The sequence below is a fragment of the Verminephrobacter eiseniae EF01-2 genome (assembly GCF_000015565.1).
Taxonomy (GTDB): Bacteria; Pseudomonadota; Gammaproteobacteria; order Burkholderiales; family Burkholderiaceae_C; genus Acidovorax; species Acidovorax eiseniae.
Window position 1 is genome coordinate 2,966,106 of record NC_008786.1, and the last position, 25,533, is coordinate 2,991,638.

The 25,533-nt window shown below is 64.7% G+C and carries 20 protein-coding genes and 1 pseudogene; 9 read left to right on the plus strand and 12 right to left on the minus strand.

The features are described from left to right. Nucleotides 1-5 precede the first annotated feature (5 nt). Nucleotides 6-1,205 carry a fumarylacetoacetate hydrolase family protein gene (locus VEIS_RS12780; RefSeq protein WP_011810370.1) on the plus strand — a complete coding sequence of 400 codons (1,200 nt, stop codon included), beginning with the start codon at nt 6-8 and terminating at the stop codon, nt 1,203-1,205. Nucleotides 1,206-1,267: 62 nt separating this feature from the next. On the opposite strand, the gene VEIS_RS12785 is transcribed toward VEIS_RS12780, so the two are convergent. The 9 genes and pseudogenes from VEIS_RS12785 to VEIS_RS12825 form a co-directional block, all read right to left on the minus strand. After that, entirely contained in the window at nt 1,268-4,078 is a 2,811-nt protein-coding gene (locus VEIS_RS12785) for an ATP-binding protein (RefSeq protein ID WP_011810371.1), read from the minus strand. Continuing rightward, nucleotides 4,075-5,394, minus strand: a complete 1,320-nt coding sequence (locus tag VEIS_RS12790; RefSeq protein ID WP_232287681.1) for an ATP-binding protein — start codon at nt 5,392-5,394, stop codon at nt 4,075-4,077. Before VEIS_RS12790 ends, VEIS_RS12785 begins: the two co-directional genes overlap by 4 nt. After that, entirely contained in the window at nt 5,348-8,137 is a 2,790-nt protein-coding gene (locus VEIS_RS12795; protein WP_011810373.1) for a TrlF family AAA-like ATPase, read from the minus strand. Before VEIS_RS12795 ends, VEIS_RS12790 begins: the two co-directional genes overlap by 47 nt. A gap of 14 nt (nt 8,138-8,151) precedes the next feature. After that, nucleotides 8,152-9,810: pseudogene (locus tag VEIS_RS12800) on the minus strand (DUF1156 domain-containing protein); the annotation flags it as partial. A gap of 27 nt (nt 9,811-9,837) precedes the next feature. Next, nucleotides 9,838-10,595 (minus strand): IS5 family transposase gene (locus VEIS_RS26260; protein WP_086014358.1). Its coding sequence is split into 2 segments (ribosomal slippage): nt 9,838-10,265 and nt 10,265-10,595, totalling 759 coding nucleotides; the frame shifts between segments, so codons are not numbered across the junction. Nucleotides 10,596-10,669: 74 nt separating this feature from the next. Continuing rightward, entirely contained in the window at nt 10,670-11,731 is a 1,062-nt protein-coding gene (locus VEIS_RS12810) for an IS630 family transposase (RefSeq protein ID WP_011810375.1), read from the minus strand. A 367-nt stretch (nt 11,732-12,098) separates the two neighbouring features. Next, nucleotides 12,099-13,340, minus strand: coding sequence for a HAMP domain-containing sensor histidine kinase (locus VEIS_RS12815; protein ID WP_041950813.1), 1,242 nt, complete (start codon nt 13,338-13,340; stop codon nt 12,099-12,101). Between the two features lie 127 nt (nt 13,341-13,467). After that, nucleotides 13,468-14,187 carry a response regulator gene (locus VEIS_RS12820; protein ID WP_011810377.1) on the minus strand — a complete coding sequence of 240 codons (720 nt, stop codon included), beginning with the start codon at nt 14,185-14,187 and terminating at the stop codon, nt 13,468-13,470. Nucleotides 14,188-14,333: 146 nt separating this feature from the next. Continuing rightward, nucleotides 14,334-15,686, minus strand: coding sequence for an AmpG family muropeptide MFS transporter (locus tag VEIS_RS12825; RefSeq protein ID WP_041950017.1), 1,353 nt, complete (start codon nt 15,684-15,686; stop codon nt 14,334-14,336). A gap of 32 nt (nt 15,687-15,718) precedes the next feature. Between VEIS_RS12825 and VEIS_RS12830 the strand changes: the two genes are divergently transcribed. The 6 genes from VEIS_RS12830 (at nt 15,719) to erpA (ending at nt 19,266) form a co-directional block, all read left to right on the plus strand. Then, entirely contained in the window at nt 15,719-16,594 is an 876-nt protein-coding gene (locus VEIS_RS12830) for a M48 family metallopeptidase (RefSeq protein WP_083758622.1), read from the plus strand. A gap of 176 nt (nt 16,595-16,770) precedes the next feature. Then, a complete protein-coding gene (rplM, locus tag VEIS_RS12835; RefSeq protein WP_011810380.1) occupies nt 16,771-17,214 on the plus strand; it encodes a 50S ribosomal protein L13 in 444 nt (147 codons plus the stop codon). Next, a complete protein-coding gene (rpsI, locus tag VEIS_RS12840; RefSeq protein ID WP_011810381.1) occupies nt 17,211-17,603 on the plus strand; it encodes a 30S ribosomal protein S9 in 393 nt (130 codons plus the stop codon). Before rplM ends, rpsI begins: the two co-directional genes overlap by 4 nt. Nucleotides 17,604-17,680: 77 nt before the next feature. Continuing rightward, nucleotides 17,681-18,403, plus strand: coding sequence for a DUF6776 family protein (locus tag VEIS_RS12845; RefSeq protein ID WP_011810382.1), 723 nt, complete (start codon nt 17,681-17,683; stop codon nt 18,401-18,403). Nucleotides 18,404-18,440: 37 nt separating this feature from the next. Continuing rightward, nucleotides 18,441-18,839 (plus strand): bactofilin family protein, encoded by a 399-nt coding sequence (locus VEIS_RS12850; protein WP_041950018.1) that lies wholly within the window; start codon nt 18,441-18,443, stop codon nt 18,837-18,839. A 61-nt stretch (nt 18,840-18,900) separates the two neighbouring features. Continuing rightward, nucleotides 18,901-19,266: an iron-sulfur cluster insertion protein ErpA gene (gene erpA, locus VEIS_RS12855; protein ID WP_011810384.1), complete on the plus strand. Its 366-nt coding sequence runs from the start codon at nt 18,901-18,903 to the stop codon at nt 19,264-19,266. A 79-nt stretch (nt 19,267-19,345) separates the two neighbouring features. On the opposite strand, the gene VEIS_RS12860 is transcribed toward erpA, so the two are convergent. After that, entirely contained in the window at nt 19,346-20,455 is a 1,110-nt protein-coding gene (locus tag VEIS_RS12860) for an anhydro-N-acetylmuramic acid kinase (RefSeq protein WP_011810385.1), read from the minus strand. A gap of 84 nt (nt 20,456-20,539) precedes the next feature. Next, a complete protein-coding gene (locus tag VEIS_RS12865) occupies nt 20,540-21,898 on the minus strand; it encodes a M23 family metallopeptidase (RefSeq protein WP_041950019.1) in 1,359 nt (452 codons plus the stop codon). A gap of 214 nt (nt 21,899-22,112) precedes the next feature. Here VEIS_RS12865 and tyrS point away from each other — a divergent pair, with 214 nt between their 5' ends. Continuing rightward, the gene (tyrS, locus tag VEIS_RS12870; RefSeq protein WP_011810387.1) at nt 22,113-23,345 is read left to right on the plus strand and encodes a tyrosine--tRNA ligase; all 1,233 of its coding nucleotides are present in this window, start codon (nt 22,113-22,115) and stop codon (nt 23,343-23,345) included. 95 nt (nt 23,346-23,440) lie between these two features. Here tyrS and VEIS_RS12875 read toward each other — a convergent pair whose 3' ends face one another. Next, a complete protein-coding gene (locus VEIS_RS12875; RefSeq protein WP_011810388.1) occupies nt 23,441-24,436 on the minus strand; it encodes a LysR substrate-binding domain-containing protein in 996 nt (331 codons plus the stop codon). Nucleotides 24,437-24,569: 133 nt separating this feature from the next. Here VEIS_RS12875 and VEIS_RS24795 point away from each other — a divergent pair, with 133 nt between their 5' ends. Next, a complete protein-coding gene (locus tag VEIS_RS24795; RefSeq protein WP_011810389.1) occupies nt 24,570-25,073 on the plus strand; it encodes a DUF2917 domain-containing protein in 504 nt (167 codons plus the stop codon). Nucleotides 25,074-25,533: the final 460 nt, after the last annotated feature.

Below are 25,533 nucleotides of genomic sequence, written 5' to 3' on the forward strand. Positions count from 1 at the left end.
ACATAGTGAAAGAGACCGCACCCCTGCAACTGCAACTCGAGCGCTTCCTGCCCGACGACGGCTATGCCGGCACGCTGGTGGCGCGGGTTTGGCGCCCCGACGTGCAAGGCCCCTCGGTGGTGGCCTTGCGCGCCTCGGGCGTCTACGACCTGAGCGCCGATTACCCGACGATGAGCAGCTTGCTCGACCAACCCGAGCCGGCGCGCTGCGTGCACCTGGCCCCGGGCCAGCGCTTGGGCAGCGTCCAGGAGATTCTGGCGCACAGCGACGAAGCCCTGCGCCATCTGCAAAAGCCCTTTTTCCTCGCCCCCTGCGACCTGCAAGTGGTCAAGGCTGCGGGAGTGACCTTTGCCGCCAGCCTGATCGAACGGCTGATCGAGGAGCAGGCCGACGGCGACCCGGCCAAGGCCCAGCAGGTTCGTGCGCAAATGGTCGCCAAGGTGGGCACCGACCTGTCAGCGCTCAAGCCCGGCTCGCCGCAGGCGATGGCGTTGAAACAGCACCTGAAAGCCCAGGGCCTGTGGTCACAGTACCTGGAAGTCGGCATCGGGCCCGACGCCGAGATATTTGGCAAGGCGCCGGTGTTGTCGTCGGTGGGCACCGGTGCCGACATCGGCATCCGCGCCGACTCCACCTGGAACAACCCGGAGCCCGAGGTGGTGCTGGCCGTCGACGGGCGCGCCCGCATCGTCGGTGCAACGCTCGGCAACGACGTGAACCTGCGCGACCTGGAAGGCCGCAGCGCGCTGCTGCTGTCCAAGGCCAAGGACAACAACGCCTCCTGCGCGATCGGCCCGTACATCCGGCTGTTCGACGCCAGCTTTGGCCTGGCAGATGTGCGCCGCGAGCAGGTCGACCTGCGCGTCGATGGCCCGGAAGGCTTTGTGCTGCAAGGCATGAATTCGATGCAGTTCATCAGCCGCGAGCCGCAAGACCTGGTCGAGCAGGCGACCGCCGCGCACCAGTACCCCGACGGCTTCATGCTGTTTCTGGGCACGCTGTTCGCGCCCACGCAGGACCGCGATGAACCCGGCGGCGGTTTCACCCACAAGCTGGGCGACCGGGTCGCGATCCGCAGCGCCCATTTGGGTGAGCTGTGCAACCGCGTGAATCTGAGCGAAAAAGCCGCGCCATGGACCTTCGGCCTGCGCGCCTTCATCAACAACCTGGCCGCACGCGGGCTGTTGGCGCAGCGGGCGTTGTAGGGCGATGCGGCCTCGATCTGCCCGGCCACCGGAATCCCGCCCGCAGCGGCAGACTCCAAAAATCAGGAATCTTCAAACTCCGCGCTCCTGAACTTCAGCACGTTGCAGTTCTCCCTGACGGCGCGCTGTAGCCCCTCATCGAACCCGGTGTCCGAGTTGGCCCGAATCTCGATAGTGATGCTGACATTGACGCCGAAGCGCGAGGTGAATTGCCGGACGACCTCGTCGTCCAGACTGGCAAACTGCTCCTTGGCGCGGAGCGGGTTGATCTCGATGCTGCTGTAGAAGCGCTTCCTGACCGATGGCGGAGCGTCGTCAGCGGGACGGGCTGGACCCTTGGCCCGTGGCAGGCTTGCATCGGGGCCAGTGGTGCCCGGTGCAGGCTCCATGGCCCTTGCAGCGGCATCTCGTTGGGCATACCCGGCAGCAGTGACTGGTTCGACCAACAGCAGCGATGAATCCAGGGACGGCGAGGCACGCCTGCCGAAACTGAAGCCGACATAGCGCCCGTCTTCCTTGCCCTGCGCGAAGCCGAAGAACTCCCGGCTTTCTGCGCCTGCCGCCAGCGTTCGCTGAAAAACCGCGTCGTCCTTCAGGCGCGGCAGGTAGAGTTGCTGGCAACTCTGCTGCCATACGTTCAGGGCGCTGGTGTCCTTGGCATCGTCCTTCCAGAACCAGTCCTTCAGCACCTTGGCCAGATGGATCGGCGCCCACTCGCTGATGAGCAGCTCATTTTCCTTGAGCACGCGCTCGATTTCCTGCGACCAGTTCTGCGCGCCGGGGTTGAGCGGGAAATGCTCCCACTTCACTTCGGACAGGCCCCCGCCTTTCCCATTCATGGGGCGGGCTTCCTGCACCGGCGCGAGCAGCCACTTGCAGGTCTCGCGGATCATGCGCCGCACCGTTTCCTCAGCCTGCTCCAGGCTGGCTTGCGCCTGCTTGGCCATCAGGTTGTCGAGGACGATGCGGTTGTCCTTGTAGTCGCTGACGATGCTGCGCCAAGCCAGGTGCGTGCGAACGTGATCCTTCAGGCGGCCCACGCTATCGTAGTCCGCCGCCAGGAAGATCAGGCGGTTCTGCTTGAAGCGCGGCTGCTCGCCACGCTGGTTCAGAATCTCGGTCGCGCGCTCGATGGCCAGGCTCTGGCCGCTCTTGCTGAAGGCCGCGTCCGGCGGCAGCACCACCAACCGCAGCGCCCAGTCGTCGGGCACATCGCCGCTGCCGGTGAAGATGTGGATGCCGCCGAACACGTCGCGGGCAAAGCTCTTTTGCACGCGCTCGCGGATGGAGGGGAACAGGTCCTCCCTGTCCTGAAAGCGGCGCTTGCGTTCTTCCATCTCGCGCCGCAGGTTCGGGCGCGTGTCCAGCCAGAAGCGGTTGTTGGCGGCGTTCAGATAGTGCAGCCGGTCGCCCAGGCGCCGCAGCGCGTCCTTGAACAGGCCGGGTTGCTGTCCCGGCTGGGCCACGCCCAGGATCACGCGCTCCAGTTCCAGACCGCGCACACCCTGGCTGGATGTGCTGGGCGCGCTGCCCAGAAAGATCGCGCGCGCCGTGCGGCGGCAGGCTTGCACGCTGCCGAAACGGGTGTCCTTGTTCTCGATCTCCCAGGTCTCCGAACGCTCGCCGTCCACATCGCGCTCGATCACCGGCGGCCAGCCCTGCGGCAGGTAGTAAAGCACCTCGTTCAGCGTGTCGGCATCCATCAGCGGAAAGCTGCCGGACATGATCAGCAGGTCGTTGTTGCCATCCTTCCACAAGCGGTGAATCACCTTCGCCATCAGCTTCAGCACGCCGCGTGTGCGCTGGAAGTTGTCCAACGTCGACCAGTCCTCGTACAGGCGGTCGAACACCTCGGGGTGGATGGGGTAGGCGTGCGTCAAGCGCTTCAGGTACTTGCTGTCCTGCGTTTCCTGCGGGAAGTCGTCGCGGTTGTCGATGTAGTAGTCCGCGAAGGCCCGGCAGACCGATTCCAGCGCCAACGGGTCGTTGGTGCTGGAAAACAGCCGCCGGCGCACGATCTCGAACGCCTCCTCGGTGGCCACCGGTTTCCACAGCGCCTGAATCCGGCCAAAGTAGTGCGACAGCGAATCCAGCGCCTTCTCGCCGCGCTGACTGCCGGCCTCCTTCGCGGACTCCTGCAGCGAGGCCAGCAGCACGGCGGTCGGCACGGCCTTCAGGGCTTCCGTCAGCGCCTGCACGAAGCTGAGGTTGGAATCGAAGCTGCCGCCCGTCAGCGCCTTGCCCTCCTCGAACTGGCGCACATAGGCCACCAACTCGTCGATCAGGATCACGCAGGGCGCATGGCGGCCCAGCAGATCGGCCAGCACATCCTTGCCCGGCGAGGTGCCCGAGGCGTCGGCATCCGCCACCAGCGCGTAGCCCGGCGCCCCGCCCAGTTGCCAGGCCAGGTCGCCCCACAGCGTGCGGATGCTCTGCCCATCCCTGACCACAGCCTGGTTGGGCGAGGACTTGATGCCGTCCAGCACGGCGACGCGCGCGCGGGGCAGTTCGGTCACGCCCGCCGCATCGAGGATGGCGGGCACGCCCTGCAAATCGCTGGCAGGTGCTTCGCCCTTGGCGAGGTGGTAGACCGCCAGCATGGTGTGCGTCTTGCCGCCGCCAAAAGCGGTTTGCAACTGAATCACCGGGTCGCCACCTCGGCCAGACAAACGCTTGACCACCGAATCGAGCAGCAGGCGCATGCCTTCGGTGATGAAGGTGCGCTGGAAGAACAGCGCCGGGTTCTGGTACTCCGCGTTGGCCGTGCCGGCATGCACGCGCGACAGGTCAGCCGCAAACTCGGCTTGCTGGAATGTTCCCTTCAGCACATCGTCATGCGGGACGGCGATTTCACGCCAGGGTTTAAGTGTCATGGCTGGGCCTCCGGATTCGCTGCCGGAATGACAAGAAGAAGCTCGCTCTGATCAATCATTCGGTAATGTGCTGGCTTGCCGCCAAGTTCGAGCGTCTCGCGCAAGATGATTGGAACACCCTCGCCGCGACGATCCATGATGAAGTTCCGATAGGGCGCGAAGCTCGAGTCTTCCATCGGACAACGCGCAAGCAGACTGGCGAGGGCCTCATTGCGCGCGGATTGACGCTCCACCAGGCTCTCCGTATCCATCGTGTTGGGCAACATGCCCGGTGAATAAATTTCGAGGCGATCCGCAAACAGGCGCAGCCGTACCTTGGCGCCATGAATCGAGTAATCCCGATGCGCCACGGCATTGGTGATGGCTTCAAACACCGCCCGCATCGAGAACTGCGGCATATCCACACGCCCGCCATGCTGTTGCTTGAAGGCGGCGACTTGCATGTTCTTGCGCACAAAGGCGCAGGCAGCATGAATTTGCCGATCAAGCGGGCCGGTCATATCGCTTGCATCGATCTGGTAGGCGGACTCCCCTTGCGGCACCACCGTCGTGCCCTGATACGCAACCGCCTGGATATAGGCAGAAGGCAGAAATTCCTGAGGCCGTTCGCTGCCCAGCAACAACCCCGCAACCGTTGGCCGCCAAGCTCCATCATCGTCCTGCGCGGCCATCGCCAGCTTGCGCAACGCAACTTCACGCGGCGCTGCGCCTTCGCTCACCACGAAACGACGCCACAAGTCTTCGCACAGAGGCTCCAACGTCGCGCCGGGAACGGGCATTTCATCAAACCGGATCAAGCGCGACTGGCTGCGTTGCTGGAACAGTCGCGCCAGTTGATCTGGAGGAATGGGCCGCCTGGAAGAACCCACGCGCTGCAAATAACCGCCGGGACTTTGATGCACGAACAAGCTGCGCTTGACCTCGACACGGATGACAGGCTGCTCGATGCCTCCCGCATCGGGCAGGGTCAGGCGCTCGATGATGGGGGCCAGCGGCGGCTTGATGGATTGTTCACAGGCTTCACGCAGCACAGTCTCCACCGCATCGAGCTTATCCAGTTCGATGCCGATTACTGTACGGCTGGTGTCCTCCACTCCCAGCAACAGCACGCCGCCCGCGCTATTGGCAAAGGCGGCCAATTCGTTGGCCACCCCATCTTGCGTTGGCCCACGGACTTTGCCTCCGGCGAACTTCACTTCTTTCATCTCCAGAAAACTGTCTTCGCCCAGACGGATTTTTTCCAGCAGTTCGCTGCGGGTTGCCAACATCTCAAACCTCCGTTCCCAGACGCTTCCAGCGCCGTGAAAATGCTTCATGCCCGCCCTCCATCACGCGGCACACTTCGCGGCGCACCTTCGATTCCTGCAATGCGCCGCTTTGCTGCACGAAACACTGTCCACGTCCAAACCCCATCAGATGCACCAGTTCCGCATCGCCATTGACCACGACATTCGGGTTGTGGGTGACGACGATGAGTTGGCGGCGCAGCTTGTTCTCCCGAATCTGCCGCACGATCAGGTCATAGATCAGGTGGTTGTCGAGATCGTCTTCAGGCTGGTCGAGAACGATGGGTTCTTCCCCGAAAGCAAGCAAGAAGGCCAGCAAGGCGGCTGAACGCTGTCCTTGCGACCCTCGACTGATAGGGTGCCAAGCCTCGTCACGCCGGTACTCGATGCGCAAATCATCTTCCGGAAACCAGGCCAGCACATGGTCAGCAAACTCCGGCTTTTCACGCTTGCGCTGCAAGTAATTTCGGAAATGCCCGCCCAAAGCCAAATCGTCCGGTGCACCCCCACCTAGCACACCTAGCAATTGCTGTTTGGCGGCAGTCACCGCAGCTACCTTTCCCGCATCATCCGCCCGCGCCAGCGTGAATGCCATCCCGCCCGAAGGCTCGCCATTTTCAACCTTGAGGATATCGTCCTCGAATCGGTTGTCCGTCACATCGATCAATTCGCGCAATTCACGCTCGATCTGGCGCGGCCCGAAGCCGAAGGGCGCGACTGCAATGCGCACCTGCGTGTTGTTGGTCAAGGCGCTCCGTATGAAGGACTGTCGCGCTTGCGTGATGCTTTGACGCTTTTCCGCAAGCAGTTTTTGTTGTGCTTCGATCTGCTTCGCCAGTTCCTGGCGGTCTGATTTCATCTTCTGGAGTGCTTTGTGCTGCGTTTCCAGTTGCTGTTTTTCCTGCGTCAGCCGGGCAAACGCTTGCGGGTCGCTCACACCCTGCGCTGCGAACTGCTGTTGCAAGGCTGCATGCGCTTGCCGGGCGGCTTGAGCGCGTGCTTTCCATTGCGCGTGGCGGGCATCTTTTTGCAGGGTCTCGATCAACGCATCGAGCTTGCGCGCCTGCTCTTGCAAACCGGCGCGAACCTGTTCGACCTGCGCATCCGCATCCTTGCGCCAAGCCAACAGATCGGCGTCCTGTTCCGTGAAGTGCTGGCCGGGCCAATCGTCCAGGACGATCTGCTCGGGCAATGCTGCAATGCGCTGCGCACCGTCGCGCAACTGCTCGAACAAATTGCTCACCTCGCGTTCCTGGTGTTGCGCCTGCGCGTAAGCACGCAGCACCGTTGCATGGTCGGCCTGCGACAGTGCCGCCAACTTCTTGCCCGCTTCATCCAGCCTGCGCTCGACTTCGGCTTGCCCGGCCAACTTACCGTCCAGTTCACGCAAGCGGGCACGCTGGGTGAAAAATGTGCGCCGCGCTTCCTCAAGCACCTGTTTCAGTGGTTCGACATTGCCGGCTTCATCGATGATGGCAAGCAATGTTTGCCGCCCACTGCCCGCCAGGGCAGCGATCTGCCCCTGCGAGAAGATGCGCAAGGGAAACCGCGCCGCATTCACGCTTTGGCTGGGGGATTGTTGCCATTGCCCGTTGCGCCACTCCTGCACCTCCGCGCCTTGCCCATTGGCAGACCAGGACAGGCGTAGCCGATCATCGTCGTGCTGCCATTCCAGCCGGATCACGGTTTCGGCCCGCAATGCGCCCTTGCCATCGCGCCCGGTGGCAACCTTGCGAAACTCGTCGAAATGCGCACGCGGCTCGCTATCCTGCCCCAATGCCGTCAATTCCTGAACGCGCCCCGCCGCCAGCCGCAGGCCATGCACCACCGTGGATTTGCCTGTGCCGCGCCCGCCGACGACGGCATTGAAAAAGGGTGAGCAATCCAGCCTTGCAACCTGGCCGTTGCCCATGTAGCGCGCGTTTTCGATTTCAACGCCCGTAATGATGTGCGCGGGGAGCTTGAACGGGTCGAACGCCCCTTCATCGCTGCGCCGTATCGACACGCCATTGCCATCCAGCAATGCCAGCCGCAGCCCTTCCAGTGTGGGGCTGGCCATTTTCACCCAGGTGTAGGCAGACCCCGGTGCCTGTGCGCTTTGGAAGCTGTGGCAATCGCTGCCCAATACTTTCGCCAGGCGAGGCTCATCAGTCGCCACGCATTGCGGCCAAGGGGTGTTGCCATTGCCCCATTCCACAGCCAACAAGCCTTCCACGCCCATGGCCTGTCGCAGCGTATTGGCATCCACCTCGCTTTGTTTTGTGTTCGGCTTGCATTGCAGCAATCCTTTGTCTTTATCGGCATGGGCGGGAATGGGTACGGCCCCCGCAGTCAGGATGGCCTGAATCACCTCGGCAATCCCTCGGCTTGTCACGGCATCGCTGTCGCCCTTGGTGCCCTGATAACCAACAGCGCCCAGCAGCGTGTCAATATCACTGGTCGTCACGGCGGGGTCGAAAATCGCGAGCACATGCACACCGCCTTGCACGGAAATTTCCACGCCGGGAAACAACGTCAGTTCCCGGAACCCGGCGGGTGGCTGCGCTTTCATTTGCGCGTAGGCGATTTTGAGCGTATCGACCCACGCCCCGCTGTTGTGGTCGGTGACGGCCACGCAGTCGATTTCGGCAGCCATATAGCGCAGCAACCAATCCTCGGCAGACAATACCAAACCACCACGATGCCACGGCGTATCGTGCGAAGCCGGTGTGTGGGTGTGAAAATCAAACTTCCACCAACGGGAACCGGGGTAAGGCCATTTTGTCGTTGTCACGCGCTGTCTCCAAATCAAATTTCCAACTGCCCTTGAGAGCCTAACATACCCGCCTCGCCAGCGGCCTGTTCGATGGCGCTCCACGCCGTGACCAGTTCGTTATAGGCGCGGGCATCTTCGGCCCAGCCCTTGCGCTCGCACAGCGTGTACAGCCGATAAGCCAGCGCACGCAGGGGGTCGGCCTGGGCGGGCATGCGTGCCAGCAGCGCACCGGCGGTGGATTCACCGTCCTGATTCAAGGCGCGGATGAGTTGGTGCAGGGCCTCCCATACGGACACACGGGCGTCGGTATCGGGCGACCAGTCACGCGGCAGTTCGGCCCATTTCAGCAAGCGCAGATTGCCGCCGCTGCTCTGTACCGTGCCGCCGTCCACCAGCCCGCCGACACTGGTGCCTTTGGCGCGCGCCAGCACATCGGCTGTGCCGAATTTGCCCGAGGCCCAACCCTCGGCTGCAAACCAGTGCAGGCAAAACTGGGTGTTGTGGTCGAAATCATCTTCAGCGAAAAAACGGTTGATCAATTGCAGCGCTGTCTTGACACGCATCGGCGTGCCATCGGCTTCGAGCACGGCGGCGTATTGGCTGAAAATCGCCATGCCGGGGCCGATGATGGCCTGGCTCAAATCGACTGGCGCTACCGGAGAATTGATGCCACCACGGGTCATGCCCTGTAGTGCTTCTGGTAGCGTTGCGTTGAGTTCGCGCAGAAATTCGCGGCGGCTGACGGTGGCGGCATTTGCAACACGCTTGCGGCAGACCAGTACGATGCTGGAAGCCAGTGCGTTGGTGCCTGAGCCGATCATGCGGTTTCCCATTTCGGTACGCATTGGCCAGGTGCCGGTGATGGCAAAGCCTGCGCGCAGCACCGCATCCAGAAAAGTCTCCCACCCGGTGCTGGAGGTGCCCGCATCGTCTTTGCTCTCGCTTTGCTTGAAGGCGTAATAGATGGTGACCGGGAAGGCCGGATGCGCCTGTGTCGCCAGATTGTGCATGGCATGCGTCATGCCATCCAGAAAAAAGGCTTCGGCCTGTTCCTTGCCTCCGTGGCGGTAAGGCGTGGCGACCAATTCTTCGGCTTTGGGCACGGCCAGTGTGGTATAGAGGTCAGGGAAGATGGGCCGCAAGCTCTTGCGCAGCCAGACATAGAAGAAGTCAGACAGGTCTGCGTAGCCGATATTGTCGTAATAGGGCGGGTCGCTGGAGATGACCTTTTGCCGTGAAATTACTTGCGATTGCGCATCGCATTGAACAGCAAATCCGGCGGCTCTGGCGGGGAGATATTCGCGCACAACCCTTACACCTTGGTCGATAGCGTTCTCATAACTGCCTGCGGAGCTTTCAATAAAATTCGCTTCTGCAAAGTCCCACACCATCGGTATTGCTTGCCGACCGAACGTATTTCTGATGCTGTCACGCGATGTATCCCATCCACAAATAGACGACCCACGATCACACATTTTGTTAATCGCAAACGCCAAATACACCCCCACCGCCTCACCATAAGCCGTAGCCGCTGCGCCACCCGCATCCAATCCAAGGCCGTCGTCTGGCATCCCGGCGGCACGGGCGTCGGCTTGAACTTTGGCGATGGCTTTTGGAACCAGATCAGAAAATGTGGTGAGGGCTACCAATTGGCGTGGGGTGAAGAGTTCATGCCATTGAGTAAACCCATAACCACGGCCGCTAAGGCGTGTTAACAATCAAGTAATCCAGATATAAGTACAAACCAGATTGAGAAACGACAGGTAGTTACGCGCCAGCTTTTCATAACGAGTTGCGATTCTTCGGAATTGCTTGATCCGATTAAAAAAACGCTCGACCAAATTGCGCTCCTTATACAGATGTCGATCATAACTTCGCTGCACCACACGATTGCGCCTGGGTGGAATGACCGCCGTCGCACCAGCGACCTGAATGCTGTCAATCAGGGCATCGGCATCGTAGCCCTTGTCAGCCAGTACCGCATCGGCTTTCAAGCCTTCCAACAGCGACTTGGCTTGTGTAATATCGGCTACCTCGCCACCAGTGAGCAGCCAACGCACTGGGCTACCGAGCGCATCGACAACGACGTGAATCTTGCTCGTCCATCCACCACGCGAACGGCCTATTGCCTGTGGCCCCTCTTTTTTTTGGCACCAGCAGCGTGTTGATGTGCACGCACCACCGTACTATCGATCATCAGCATTTTCAAATCTCTGTCGCCACTGACAATTTCGCAGACCCGCTGCCATACGCCCGACTCGCCCCAGCGTTTGAACCGCGTGTATGTCGTGTGCCAGTTGCCCAATTCTGCAGGCAAGTCTCGCCATGGTGAACCCGTGCGCATGATCCACAACACCGCTTCCAAAAATAGCCGATTGTCCTGGGCGGTCGCCCCAGGATCGCTCGGCTTACCCGGTAATAACGGAGATAATTTCTCCCATTGTTCATCACATAGTAGTTTTCTGACTTCTTGCATCTTGGGCCCCTATTCATTCAAAGATCAAGTATAGACATAACCCATGGATTGTTAACGCGCCCTAGTCCACTGAATCATTGAATAAGCACCTGTCGAATGCGCCTTGATGGATCGTCGTACTTCCACTTGATGGGCTTGGGATTCTTGTTGTGTTCGCGGATGTAGCGCATCAGCTTTCGCCCCAAGTCCTGCACCGAGGTAAATACGCCGCGGGTTATGACATCACGCTGAATGCGCGAGAACCAGTTCTCCACTTGGTTCAGCCACGACGAGTACGTGGGTGTGAAGTGCATGCGCACGTTGCCGTGCCGTACAAGGAAGTCCCGCACGCGCTGGGTCTTGTGGCTGCTGACGTTGTCGCAGATGACATGGATCTCCTGCCGCTCGCACTGGCTGGCGACGATGTCGGTAAGGAAGGCAACGAATTGCTCGCTGGTGTGGCGCGCTGCGGTCTTGCCCAGCACCTGGCCGGTGGCGGTGTTCAGCGCCGCGAACAAGCTCAGTGTGCCGTTTCTCTTGTACTCGAATCCGTGGCTCTCGGCACGCCCTGACGACAGCGGCAGCATCCGGTCCTTGCGATCGAGTGCCTGGATGGCGGTCTTCTCATCGACGCAGAACACCACGGCGTGCGCCGGTGGATTGAGGTACAGCCCGATCACATCGGCCGCCTTGGTCTCGAAGTCCGGGTCGTTGGACACCATGTGTCGATCCAGTCTTTGCGGTCGCACGTTGTGCTTGCGCCAGATGCGCTGAACCGCAGAAACGGATACGTCACCAAGTTCAGCCGACAGCTTGTAGCTGCTCCAGTGCGTGGAGCCATCGCTCGGCTTGCGCCTGAGCGTGTAGTTGAGCACCCGCGCCTCCAGTTTGGCCGGTGGCTGCTTGGGCGCGCGTCCCGGATGCCGGGCGTACATGCCCGCCAGGCGCTCGCTGAGAAAGCGGCTGGACCAGCGGGAGATGAAACGCGAGTCGCATTCGAGCCTTTGCATGATGGTGTCGCGCGACTGACCCTCTTCGAGCATGAGGATCAGCTTGGCCCTGCGCACGTCCGCCACGCGCGCCGTGCGGCTACGCGTGGCGGTCAGCAATTTGTCTCGCTCGGCGTCGGTCAGATTCATTTTTCCCATGTGTTGCATTTAACCACAAATGGGGTGTTGTTTCAATGGTGCAGTGAACTAGGTCGCCATAGCCGCCGCCGACCAGCCCCAAGGCCCCTGCGCGGGCGCAGGCACTGGCCAGCGCGCCGCCAGAGGCCAGTGCCATCGGCGCGAGCGCCATCGGGGTGAGCAAACCGAAACCGGTGCAAAAGCGCGGGCCGAGGAGTTTTGGCATGGCGGCAGACGGTTGCCGGATCGTGGGCTGGCGCGCTGCCGTTCAAGGACCGGCAACGCAGGCGATGCGGCAGACGAGCGCACGGCAAGCGACAAGCGATGAGCGATGAGCGGGATCAACGTATCGCAAGCGATGAACGGGACAAACGCATCGCAAGCGATGCGGGGGAACTCATTCCTGGTGCGGCGGCAGGTGCAGCACAAAGCAGGCGCCACCGCCAGCGTGGTCTTTGCAGTGCACGCTGCCGTTGTGGCGCCCGGCAATCGAGCGCACCAGGGACAGCCCCAGGCCCACGCCGCCGGCGCGCTCGCTGGCGCCGGGCAGGCGGTAGAAGGGCTCGAAGATGCGTTCGCGCTGGTTCGGGGGCACGCCCGGGCCACGGTCACAGACCTGCACCTCGGCGTAGCCCTGGCAGCGCTGGAGCAGCACGGTGATGTTGCCGGTGCTGTGGCGTTGCGCGTTTTCCAGCAGATTGCGCAAGGCCCGGCGCAGCAGCTTGGCCACGCCGAGCACTTGCAGCGCGTCGGAACTGGAATTGACCGCCAGGTCGGCGTCCACGCGCGCGCATTCCTCGGCCGCCAGGCCGATCAGGTCCACCAGTTCCACGGTGCCCACATCGGCCTCGCGCGCGTCCAGGCGGCTGGCCAGCAGGATCTCGTCGACCAGTTGGTCGAGTTCGGCAATGTTGTGCAGGATTTCCTCGCGGAATGCGGGCGAGGGCTGGTCCCCGCTCATCAGTTCCAGCCCCATGCGGATGCGGGTCAGCGGCGAGCGCAGTTCATGCGAGGCGTTGGCCAGCAGCGATTTGTGCGATTGGACCAGCGCTTCCACGCGCGCGGCGGCTGCGTTGAACTGGCGCGCCAGGTCCGCCACCTCATCGCGCCCTTGCTCGGGCACGCGCACCGACAGGTCGCCTTCGCCAAACTTTTGCACGCTGCGCTGCAAGGTTTCCAGCCGCAGCGTCAGCCGCCGGATGATGGGGTACACGCCCACGGCCGCTGCCAGGCTGACGATGCCCAGCAGCCACAGGAAGCCAAACGGCGGCCGGGTCCAGAAAGCGGCATCGGCGTGGCCGGTGTCGGCGGGCTGCCCGCCAGGGGATGGGTGCGGGGCCATTTGCAGCGTGAACCATTGGCCGGAGTTGGACTGGATGCGCAATTCGGTGCCATTGGCGAACTCGCCGGACGCCAGCGTGGTGCGCGTGAGCAGGCCGCGCAGCACCGGGTGGCCGGCAGCGTCGCGCAGCACCATCTGGCGCGCGGGCGGCGTGGGGGGCAGGGCGGGCGGGTCTTTTTGCTCCTGTGCAATGCGCCAGGACCAGCCCACGCTGAGCGTGAGCAGCGCCATGCAGCCGACCACGGCCAGCCAGATGCGCAGGTACAGGCGGCGGGAAAGGGGGTTGATCAGCGACATGCCAAAACCAGCGCAGGTCAGGTCAGTTTCCGGGGGCGCAGATGGCGCATGCAACAGCTTCGCCCCAAGCCAGGCAGGCCGCAGAACTGCCTTTGCCAGACCGTCGGCGACGCGGGGGTGTTTCACATCAATCTTGCTGCTTGGCGAACATATAACCCACGCCGCGCACCGTCAGGATGCGGCGCGGGTTCTTGGCGTCGGTCTCGATGGCCGCGCGGATGCGCCCCATATGCACGTCGATGGAACGGTCGAAAGCCTCCAACTCGCGGCCGCGCACGGCCTCCATGATCTGGTCGCGCGTCAGCACGCGGCCGGCCCGCTCGACCAGGGCCAGGAGCAGGTCGAACTGGTAGGCGGTCAGTTCGGCCAACTGCCCGGCCACCGTCACGGTGTGCGCGTCGCGGTCGATCTCCAGCGTGCCGAAACGCAGCACCTGCGCGCTGGATATGCGGCCGCCATTGGTGCGGCGGCGCAGGATGGCGCGGATGCGGGCCAGCAGTTCACGGGGTTCGAAGGGCTTGGGCAGGTAATCATCGGCGCCCATCTCCAGGCCGACGATGCGGTCCATCGGGTCGCCCTTGGCCGTGAGCATCAGCACCGGCACCTGCGCTGCGCTGCCCGGCAGCGAGCGGATGCGGCGGCACATTTCCAGGCCGTCGATGTCGGGCAGCATCAGGTCCAGGATCACCAACTCGGCCGGTATGCCCGACTCGGGGTTTTGCAAATGGGCCAGCCCGCTCTTGCCATCCGCGCAGTGCGTCACTTGCAGGCCGGACTGGGCCAAGTAGGTGCTCACCATGTGCGCCAGGCGGGCATCGTCTTCGATCATCAGCAGTTGCGAACTCATGGGGCATGCGTAGTGGGCGATCTCGTGGACTGCCATGGTCGTCGCCGGCGCGCGCGCTGTGTTGAATTCTTTGTAAAGTTCAGTGAGGAGAGGTTTTTTTTTGAAAAGTACCCGGAAGGCCGTTTTCGCCACCATGCGCATGCCAGTCAAGTGCCGCCCCTGGTGGTGACCCGTGCCGCCAGCCACACCAGCAGCAGCGCCGGCAGCCCCAGCAGGGCGGTGGCGGTGAAGAACGGCGCATAGCCGAAGGCATCGACATAGCGGCCCGAGAAGCCGGCGACGAACTTGGGCAGCAGCATCATCAGCGAACTGCACAGCGCGTACTGCGTGGCCGAATAGCGCACATTGGTCAGGCCAGACAGGTAGGTGACGAAGGCGGCCGAGGCGATGCCGCCGGCCAGGTTGTCCGCCGACACCACGGCGATCAACGCGGCTACGTCATGCCCATGGCCGGCCAGCCAGGCAAACAGCAGATTGCTGCCGGCGCTGAGCACGGCCCCCAGCATCAGGATGCGCATCACGCCAAAGCGCAGGGCCAGCAGGCCGCCGGCAAAGGTGCCGGCCAGCGTCATCACGACGCCGTACAGTTTGGTCACGGTCGCCACCTCATCCTTGCTGAAGCCCATGTCGACATAGAACGGCTGGGCCATGATGCCCATCACCACATCGCTGATGCGGTATACGGCGATCAGCGCCAGGATCGATGCCGCCTGCCAGCCATGGCGGCGCAGGAAGTCGGCAAAAGGCTCCAGCACCGCCGCCCTGAGCCACTGCCCGGCGTTCCTGGCCGCAGGCAGTGGCACCGGCGCGGGTTCGGGCGCCAGCAGCACGGTCACCACCCCCAGGGCCATCGACGCCGCCATGGCCAGGTAGGCCGCTTGCCAGGCGCCGTTCTGGTAGGCCGCAGCGCCCGACGCCAGGACGGGCGCAGCCTCCATGCGCGCGGCAATCCACAGCGCGCCCGCACCGGCCCAGATCACCGCCAGGCGGTAGCCGATCTGGTAGCAGGCGGCCAACGCCGCCTGGCGCTCGGCGCTGGCCGATTCGATGCGCAAGGCATCGAGCGCAATGTCCTGCGTGGCCGAGCCGAACGCCACGGCCAATGCGCACCACACCATCGGCGTGAGGGCCAGGCGCGGGTCTGCCAGCGCCATGCCCACCAGGCCGGCCACCACGATGCCCTGCGACAGCAGCAACCAACTGCGGCGGCGGCCCAGCAGGCGCGTGAGCACCGGGATCGGCATGCGGTCGACCAGCGGCGCCCACAGCCACTTGAAGCCATAGACCAGCCCTACCCAGCTCAGATAACCGATGGTGCTGCGCTCCAGGCCCGCCTCGCGCAGGCGAAAGCTCAGCGTGCCCAGGACCAGCAGGAGCGGCAGACCGGCGGCAAAGCCCAGCGCCAGCATGCGCAGGCTGGCGCCCTCCAGGTACACGCGCAGGCTGCTGCGCCACGAGAGGCGGGCGGCGCGGGGCAAGGCGGAATTCGGGGGGGTCATTGGCGCCGGACGGTTTTGTCTATTATTCCCGCATGTGCTTTTCCTGCCCCGCCTTCGGCCCCACGGCCTGCATGATGACCTCATCCCCGTGGTCGGCGCGCCGCGCTTTCCTGCTGGCCGCCGGCGCCGGCGCCGCGACCCCGGTGCTGGCGCAGGTGGACGTGGGCGCCGCATCCAGTCTGCGCAAACTGGTGTCCGCCCCAGCGCTGGAACAAGCGGCCGCCCGGCAGTACCAGCAAATGCTGTCCGAGGCCCAGGCCCGGCGCGTGCTGGTGTCCCGCAGCCACCCCTCGCTGCAGCGCCTGCATGCGATTGCGCGCCGGTTGATGGTGTATGCCGCGCCCTGGAACGAGCGCGCGCGGCAGTGGCGCTGGGAGGTCAGCCTGATCGACAGCGCGCAGATCAACGCCTTTTGCATGCCCGGCGGCAAGATCGTGTTCTACACCGGCATCCTGGAGCAACTCAGACTGAGCGACGATGAGGCCGCGATGGTCATGGGCCACGAAATGGCCCATGCGCTGCGCGAGCATGCGCGCGAACGCCTCGCCAAGACGCAAGGCACCCACCTGGCGCTGCGGCTCGGCGCGCAACTGCTGGGCCTGGGCGACCTGGGCCAGGCCGCTGCCAGCTTCGGCGGGCAGTTGCTGACGTTGAAGTACGGCCGTTCGGACGAGAGTGAGGCCGATCTGGTGGGGCTGGAACTGGCCGCACGCGGCGGCTTCGAGCCTGCGGCTGCCGTCAGTCTGTGGCGCAAAATGGGCCAGGCCACGGGCCGCCAGAGCGGCGGCCCGGCCTTCTTGTCCACCCACCCGACAGGGCCTGCGCGCATACGCGAGCTCACGCAGAACCTGCCCAAGGTGCAGGGGCTGTATGAGGCCGCACGGCGCGGCAAGGCCCCGACGGGCTGACGGCCCGGTTGGTTGGCGGCTGGTTTGCGCCTGCAGCGGACGAATCCCGTACAATGGCCGGCTTCGCCGCGTTTTTTTGGTCCCGCAGCGAAGATCGATTCCCACCGCGAGGCTTCCCGACGAGAGTTGCACCGGCCGTGGGCAAGGACCGCCACCACCTCCTGCTTGCAAAACCCATGTCTACAATCAGCGCCAAGCCCGCTGAGGTCGTGCATGAGTGGTTTGTGATTGACGCGACCGACAAGGTCCTCGGACGAGTAGCCAGCGAAGTTGCTCTCCGTTTGCGCGGCAAACACAAGGCCATTTACACGCCTCATGTCGATACCGGTGACTTCATCGTCATCATCAACGCCGCCCGGATCAAGGTCACCGGCACCAAATCGCTGGACAAGGTGTACTACCGCCACTCGGGCTACCCCGGCGGCATTACGGCGGTGAACTTTCGCGACATGCAGGCCAGGCACCCCGGCCGCGCGCTGGAAAAGGCGGTCAAGGGCATGCTGCCCAAAGGCCCCCTGGGCTACGCGATGATCAAGAAACTCAAGGTGTACGGTGGGCCCGAGCACCCCCACAGCGCCCAGCAGCCCAAGGTGCTGGAAATTCAAGGAGCCGCGCGATGATTGGTCAATGGAACAATGGCACCGGCCGGCGCAAGTCCAGCGTCGCCCGCGTGTTTTTGAAAAAAGGCTCCGGCAAGATCACGATCAACGGCAAGGACATACAGTCCTACTTCGGCCGCGAAACCTCGATCATGATCGCCCGGCAACCGCTGGCGTTGACCAACCATGTCGAGACCTTCGACATCCGGATCAACGTGTACGGCGGTGGTGAATCCGGCCAGGCCGGCGCCGCCCGCCACGGCATCACCCGCGCGCTGATCGATTACGACGCCGCGCTCAAGCCCGCGCTGAGCCAGGCCGGCTTCGTGACGCGCGACGCGCGCGAAGTCGAGCGCAAGAAGGTCGGTCTGCACTCCGCCCGCCGCGCCAAGCAGTTCTCCAAGCGCTGAGGGCCTGCCACCGGGCAGGAAAAAACCGTCTTCGGACGGTTTTTCGCTTATGGTGCGCTCTTTTTCCGCCCCATGCCATGCGCTTGCGTCTTCTTCGCCGTCGGCTGACCATCAGCGCGCCCCGCGTTGCGATACGCAGTGCCTTGCCCTGGCCGTTGCGCTGGGTGGCCCTGGCGCTGGTGCTTGGCTTTTGCGCGTCGCTGGCGCTGTGGGCGTTCGAGTTCGGCAAGTCGATTGCCGGGTTCGACCGGGTCTCGCGCACCGAATTCCTGCGGCTCCAATCCGAAATCACCGTGCTGCGCGATCAAGCCCGGCAACGGCAGACGGTGGCAGCGACGGCCGAAAGCCTGTTGGCCACCGAGCGCGCCGCCAAGGAAAGCCTGATGGCCCAGGTGCGGCAGTTGGAGGCCGACAACCGGACGCTGCGTGGCGACCTGGGTTTCTTCGAGAAACTGCTGCCGGCGGCCAAGACCGATGGCTTGGCGATTCGCGCGCTGCAGGCCGAAGTGCTGGGCGGGATACAACTGCGCTGGCAGGCACTGGTCATACAGTCCGCGCGCAATGCGCCCGAGTTCAACGGGCGGCTGGAACTGGAGCTCGCCGGCATGCAAAGCGGCAGGCCCTGGACGCAGATCCTGCCGCCCCAGGGGCAGGCGTTGCAGGTCAGGCAATACCGCCGCGTCGGGGGTTTGCTCGATTTGCCGCCCCATGCCGTGGTAAAAACCGTGACCGCGCGCGTGCTCGACGGAGCCACCGTGCGCACCACGCAAACCATGCCGGTCGACCCTGCGCTGCGTTGACATGCCGTGGTGGCCTGCCTTTCCAGGAGTCTTGCCGATGTTTTCCCGTAAAAAGCAGCCGCCGATCAAAAGCCTGATCGCTCAGGGCATGAGGATCGAAGGCGATGTGCATTTCGTCGAAGGCTTGCGCATCGATGGCGTGGTGGCCGGGAATATCCGGGCAGGCGCGGAGCAGCCCAGCATTTTGGTGATCTCCGAAACCGCCCGTGTCGAAGGCATGGTGCATGCCGACCATGTGATCGTCAATGGCCAGGTGATCGGCACCGTGCATGCGGCCGAGTTGCTGGAACTGCAACCCAAGGCGCAGATCGAGGGCGACGTGCATTACAAGGCGTTGGAGATGCACCAGGGCGGCACGATTGCCGGGCAGTTGTTCCCGACATCGGTGCTGGCCGAGCAAAAGCCCCCACTGGAACTGGCGTCAAGCCGCCAGTGAGCGCAATTCCCGAGCAGTTTGCAGTAGTATTCCCGGCCATACCCTGAACCCGGAGTACCCCATGAGCGCCGTTGCCGAAAACATCCAGACCGGAATGCCCGCACCCATCCTGTTCACCGACAGCGCAGCGGCCAAGGTGGCGCAGCTGATTGCCGAGGAGGGCAACCCTGAGCTCAAACTGCGCGTGTTCGTGCAAGGCGGCGGCTGCTCGGGCTTTCAGTACGGTTTCACCTTCGATGAAATCACCAACGAAGACGACACCACGATGACCAAGAACGGTGTCTCGCTGCTGATCGATGCGATGAGCTACCAGTACCTGGTCGGCGCCGAGATCGACTACAAGGAAGACCTGCAGGGCGCGCAGTTCGTCATCAAGAACCCGAACGCGACCACCACCTGCGGCTGCGGTTCGAGCTTTTCTGCATGAGCGCCGCACGGCCGCCCGAAGGCGCTCATACCGTAGCCGAAGGCGAAGGTACTCCAATGAGCGCCAGCGCCGGACCGGTTCAGCGCGGGTACACCGCGCCCAGCACGCGCGGGCCGGCTGCGCCGGTCACGCCAGGCAGGTTGCCCGGCGCGCCGCACAGCGTCTGGCGTGCCAGCCAGGCAAAGGCGGCAGCCTCGACTTGCAGCGCGGGCAGACCCAGGGTGTCGGTTGCCACCACCCGCAGCGCCGGACTGGCCGCCTGTAGGCGCTGCATCAGGTAGGTGTTGCGGGCGCCGCCGCCGCAGACCGCCAACATGGCGCCATTTCCTTGATGGTCACGGGTGCCTGCAATACATGCGCTGACGGTAAATTCCGTCAATGTGGCCTGGACATCGACAGCGGCCGCCGGCCCGAAATCCCGCAGCCGGGCAGCGAGCCAGGCCGGATTGAACAGATCGCGCCCCGTGCTTTTCGGGGGCGGCTGCTGCAAAAAAGGCTCTTGCAGCAGCGCGGCCAGCAGGTCGGGCAGTACCTGGCCGGCTGCGGCCCAGGCGCCGTCGCGGTCAAAAGGCTGGCCTCGGTGCTGCTGGCACCAGTGGTCGAGCAGCGCGTTGCCCGGGCCGCAGTCGAACCCGAGCACCGTGCCGTCGGGCGCCAGCACGCTGAGGTTGGCGATGCCGCCGATGTTCAGCACCAGCACGGTCTCTGCGGCACGTCCGAAGATGCTCTGGTGGAACGCCGGAACCAGCGGCGCGCCCTGGCCGCCGGCCGCCAGGTCGCGGCTGCGCCAATCGGCCACCACGGCGATGCCCGTCAGTTCGGCCAGCAGCGCCGGGTTGCCCAGTTGCAGGGTGTAGCCCGTGCCATCGAACGCCTGCGGGCGGTGCCGCACGGTCTGCCCATGGGCGCCGATCGCGCCGATCGCGCTGGCGCTGTGGCCGCTGCGCGCAAGCAGCGCATGCACGAGCCGGGCATAGGCCCGCGACAGCGCATTGCCCGCCAGCGCGGCGCGGTGCAACTCGTTGTCGCCGGGGCTGTTGAGGGCCAGCAGTTCGGCGCGCAGCGCTGGCGCGAATGCGGCGCTGGCGTGCTGCCTGACCTGCATGCGCGCACCGGAGAAATCGGCCAGCACGCCGTCGATCCCGTCGAGCGAGGTGCCTGACATCAGGCCGATGTACAGCTCGGACATGGCCCGGGATGGTGCGCGCCAGCGGTGCAGGCCGGTAATGCGGACGGGTGATGTGCGGGCCGGTGATCTGCGGGCCGGCGCGGATCAATCGGCGCTGGCCTGCGCCAACAAGGCGGCGGCGGACAGTTGAACCCGCATGTTCGCAGCCAGGCGATCGAAGGCCGGGCGGGCGGCGGCCGAGACCGGGGCGGCGGTTCCGCTTGCGGCGACGATGCTCGTCGGGTCCTGGTAATGCCCGTTGACGCGGAACTCGAAATGCAGGTGCGGCCCGGTGGCCCAGCCGGTGGCGCCCACGGCGCCCAGCGTCTGGCCCTGCTCGATCGACTGGCCCGGGCGCACATCTATCCGGCTCAGGTGGGCGTAGACCGTGACATGCTGGTTGCGGTGCTTGACGAAGACGACGTTGCCATAGCCGTTTTGCACGCCGGCAAACGCCACCACGCCATCGCCCACGCTGCGCACCGCAGTGCCGGTAGGGGCCGCGAAATCGATGCCCAAGTGGGCGCGCCAGGTCTTCAGGATCGGATGCAGGCGCATCGCGAAGCCGCTGGTCACGCGCGAGAATTCCACCGGGGAGCTCAGGTAGGCGCGGCGCATGCTCTGGCCGTCTGGCGTGTAGTAGGCGCCCTTGGCCGCCCCTGGCTCCTGGAACCAGATCGCCTGGTGGGTCTTGCCGTCGTTGATGAACTCGGCGCTGAGCACCCGGCCGGTGCCCAAAGGCTCGCCATCGGCTTGCAGCGTTTCGTAGACCACCGAGAAGCGGTCGCCCTTGCGCAGCGAGCGCCGAAAGTCGATGTTGCCCGAGAATAGTTCGGCCACTTGCACGGCCACCGCGTCGGGGATGTTCGCGGCGTCGGTGGCAGCAAACAGCGAACTGTGGATGACGCCGCCGGCCAGGCGGCTGCTGGCGGTCAGGCTTGCGTTCTCGACGCGCGTGCCGAACTGCTCGCAGTTGCGCTCGACGATCAGGCGGCGAAAGCTGCCGCTGCCATCGGGCACCCAACGCACCGTCAGGCGGATCAGCCGGTGGTCGTCGGTGGTTTCTGCCGACACGCTGCGGCCGCTGCGGCCCAGCATGTTCTGGCGCACGGTGGCGTCGCTGCGCAAAAAAGCGGCGGCGGCCGGGTCGGCCACGCCCAGGCGTTGCAGCAGGGACTCCGGCGTATCGCTGCTGCGCACCTGCTCGGAGCGAAACAGCGAGAAGCCGGGGGCATCGAACTGGCCGAGCACCAGATCCTCGGCCAGCGATGGCACGGGGTAGTTCATCATGCTCACCGGCAACTCGGCCGGATCCGGCCCCAAGGACGCTACGGCAAAAGCGCCACCACCGCCGGTGAGCAGCAAGGCCGTGACAGTGGCAGTCACCCGCCGGGGATGCTGCCCGATGGTGCGCGACAACTGGTCGAGCAAGGCCGTGCAGGCGCTGGTCAAGCCATGAATCAAAGGTCTACCCCTGGCTGATCGTGAAACCATGACCGGCCCCGGGTACGAACAGGGGGGTGGGGCAGGGTGCACGGGTGGGTGAAAAAATGGTCGGGGATGATGCAACGGTGAAGCCGTGAAAACAGGCGGAAACGGCGGGCCCACTAGAATCCGCCTGCGCAATGTGGGCCGGAGTATAGCCGCGCCTGCGGCCTGTGCATCTGAACAAACCCGTATGAATCAATCTGCTGTTACCACTGCCCCGGTGTCCGATGGGGTCAGGCAGGCCCTGGAAATCTCGCTGCGCGGCGCGCATGAACTGCTGCCGCAGGACGAATGGGTCAAAAAGCTCGTGCGCTCGGAGGCCACCGGCCAGCCGCTGCGCATCAAACTGGGGCTGGACCCCACGGCGCCGGACATCCACCTCGGCCACACGGTGGTGCTCAACAAACTGCGGCAGTTGCAAGACCTGGGGCACCAGGTGATTTTTCTGATCGGCGACTTCACCAGCCTGATCGGCGACCCCTCGGGCCGCAACCACACGCGCCCGGCGCTCACGCCCGAGCAGATCCAGGCCAACGCCGAGACCTACTACCGCCAGGCCAGCCTGGTGCTGGACCCCGCCCGCACCGAGATCCGCTACAACAGCGAATGGAGCGAGCCCCTGGGCGCGCAGGGCATGATCCGGCTGGCCGCCATGTACACCGTGGCGCGGATGATGGAGCGCGAGGACTTCCACAAGCGCTACACCACGGGCCAGTCGATTTCGGTGCACGAGTTTTTGTACCCGCTGATGCAGGGCTATGACTCCGTGGCCTTGAAGAGCGACCTGGAGCTCGGCGGCACCGACCAGAAGTTCAACCTGCTGATGGGGCGCCACCTGCAGCACGAGCATGGCCAGGAGCCGCAATGCGTGCTCACGATGCCGCTGCTGGTCGGGCTCGATGGCGTGGACAAGATGTCCAAGTCGAAGAACAACTACATCGCCATCACCGAAAGCGCCAACACCATGTACGCCAAGCTGCTGTCGATACCGGACACATTGATGTGGGACTGGTACCCGCTGCTGTCCTGGCGCTCGCTGGCCGGGATTGCCGCGCTCAAGGCCGAAGTCGCCGGGGGCCGCAACCCCAAGGACGCCAAGGTGCTGCTGGCCAAGGAAATCACCGCGCGCTTTCACGGCGCAGCGGCAGCCGACGCCGCCGAGCAGGACTTCATCGTCCGCAGCCAGGGCGGCGTGCCCGACGCGATTGCGGCCTTGACCCTGTCGGGCGCGCCGCTGGGCATTGGCGTGCTGCTGCGGCAGGCCGGACTGGCGCCATCGACCAGCGAGGCCCACCGGCTGATCGACGGCAACGGCGTGCGCGTGGACGGCAGCCTGGTCAGCGACAAGGGCCTGAAGCTCGGCGCCGGCACCTACGTGCTGCAGGTCGGCAAGCGCAGGTTTGCCCGCGTGACCCTGGGTTGACGGGCCATGAAAATGGCTCGTAGCGCCCGATCCTGATTCGCCGACGGCGATCAAAAAAAGCAGCATTCACGGCCGCCGCAGGGCCAGGCAAAAGCTCAGTGCGGGTGCTCGTCGCCGTTCGGGCCGGCAGGCTCTCCGATCGCTGCGCGCGTGGCCTGCGCCTGGATGTGCAGCCAGGCGCAAAAGGCTTTGATCTCCGGTCGCTGCGCGCTGCGCGGCCCCACCACCAGCCAGTAGGCCAGCGGCGTATCGATGCGGTGCTGCGGCAGCACTTCCACCAAGTCCCCGGCCGCCAGCACGTCGGCAATCAGCGGCATGCGCGCCAGCGCCAAGCCCTGGCCGCTGCGGGCCGCCTGCACGATCTGGTGGGCATAGTTGAAGTACAGCCAGCGCGCCGGCTCTAGCCGGGGCAGGTCTTGGCGGGCGAACCAGCGGCGCCAACTGAGCCACTCCATGCGCTGGCTGCGGTGCGCGTCGCTGGCCTCGATCAGCGTGAACCGGGCGGCATCGGCCGGACGGCGCAGCGCCGGGCCGCTCTTGAGCAGCCAGGGGCTGGCCACCACCGACAATTGCTCGCCGAACAGCCGCAGACCGCCCTGGGTGCCCGCACCGGGCAGGCAGTAGCGCAGGGCCAGGTCCACGTCCGAGGTGTCCAGATCCACCAGCGTATCGCTGGCATCGATGCGGATATCGACGCCGGGGTGGTCGCGCTGAAACTCCTCCATGCGCGTAATCAGCCACATCGAGGCAAAACTGGCCCAGGTGGTGATGGTCACGCAGCGGCGGCCGGCCGTCTTGCGCACCAGACGCACGGCGCTGTCGATGCGCTCCAGCGCCGGGGCCACGGCACGCTGCAACTGCGCGCCCGCGCCGGTCAACTCCACCGCCCGCGTATGGCGCAGAAACAACGCCAGCCCCAATTCCTCCTCCAGCGCCTGGATCTGGCGGCTGACGGCCGACTGGGTCAGCGCCAGTTCATCGGCGGCAGCGCGAAAGTTCAAATGCTGCGCGACGGCCAGAAAAGCGCGCCAATGGCCGGCGCTCACGGGGCGCGAGCGAGGAACGGCGGGAGCGGGTTCGGCGAAGGCCATGAGGGCACGCGATTCATGCGTTGATGGAATCAATAGCGTAGCGCGTTTTCATTGGACGGCGGGCCGGGGCAAACGCAGCATGGGTGCGATGGAAACAGGAACTGGCAGGAATTTTTGTCCCAAGGAGAGAGCCATGCGAGTGCGCACCGCCGAACCATCCGCCGCCGACAGCGCAGGCCCTGCGGCAGGTTGCTGGAAACTGAGCCCGGGCCATGCCCTGTCGCTGCACCCGTGCAGCGCCGGTGTGCTGGAGATCGTCCAAGGGCGCGTCTGGTCGACCCTGCGCGGCACGCTCGAACAACCGCCGGATGACCATGTCTTGCAAGCCGGCGCGCGCCTGCATGTCGAGCCGGGGCAGCATCTGGTGCTGCAGGCGTGGAACCCGCCAGGCGTCACCGATGCCGTGGCGTTCCGCTGGGATGTGATGCCGGGCGCTGGCGCATTACCGGTCGGGGCGGGCAGCAGCGCCGCCACGGACTGGGAATGCGGCGTACTCCAGCCGCTGCGCGACTTGGCGCAGGCACTGGACCAGGGTGGGCGCGCCGCAGGGCGGCTGCTGGCCGGCATCGCCCGTTGGGCGCTGCAACGCAAAACCCGGCACCGGCAGGTCGCGGCCAAGTATTTCAGCACGGGGTGAGCCGCACGGGGTAACTGCACGGGATGGACTGCGGCACGCAGCGTTCGTCAGCCTATCCAGGCCACGCATGACGCTGGCGCGAGCTGGCGTTCGGGCCTGGGGGCGTCGCATCCGTTGGTCGCCCCGGCAACGCCGGCAGGCCCGCGCCCCGTGTCGATGCTCGCCGGCAAAGGCTTTCACGGGCCAGCGCGTCCAGTGGCGGCCCTTCATCGGGCACAGCGCCAAACGCTGGATGCCTGCACCGCCCCGGGATGCGCCGCGGATCGGGCGCGGGCCGATTCCGGCCTGACCGATCGACTGATCGGGCGGGTTCCGCTTCCTCGGGAAAACCCCAGGGATCATTCGGTGCTGCCGAACAGTCCTCTTCCAAACGGGTGTCTGCGTTTCCTGGAGTCGCGTCATCGGACAGATGTCGTAGGCTGCGCTGGCCATCGGAGCGATGCGCCTTGCGATGCGCTCC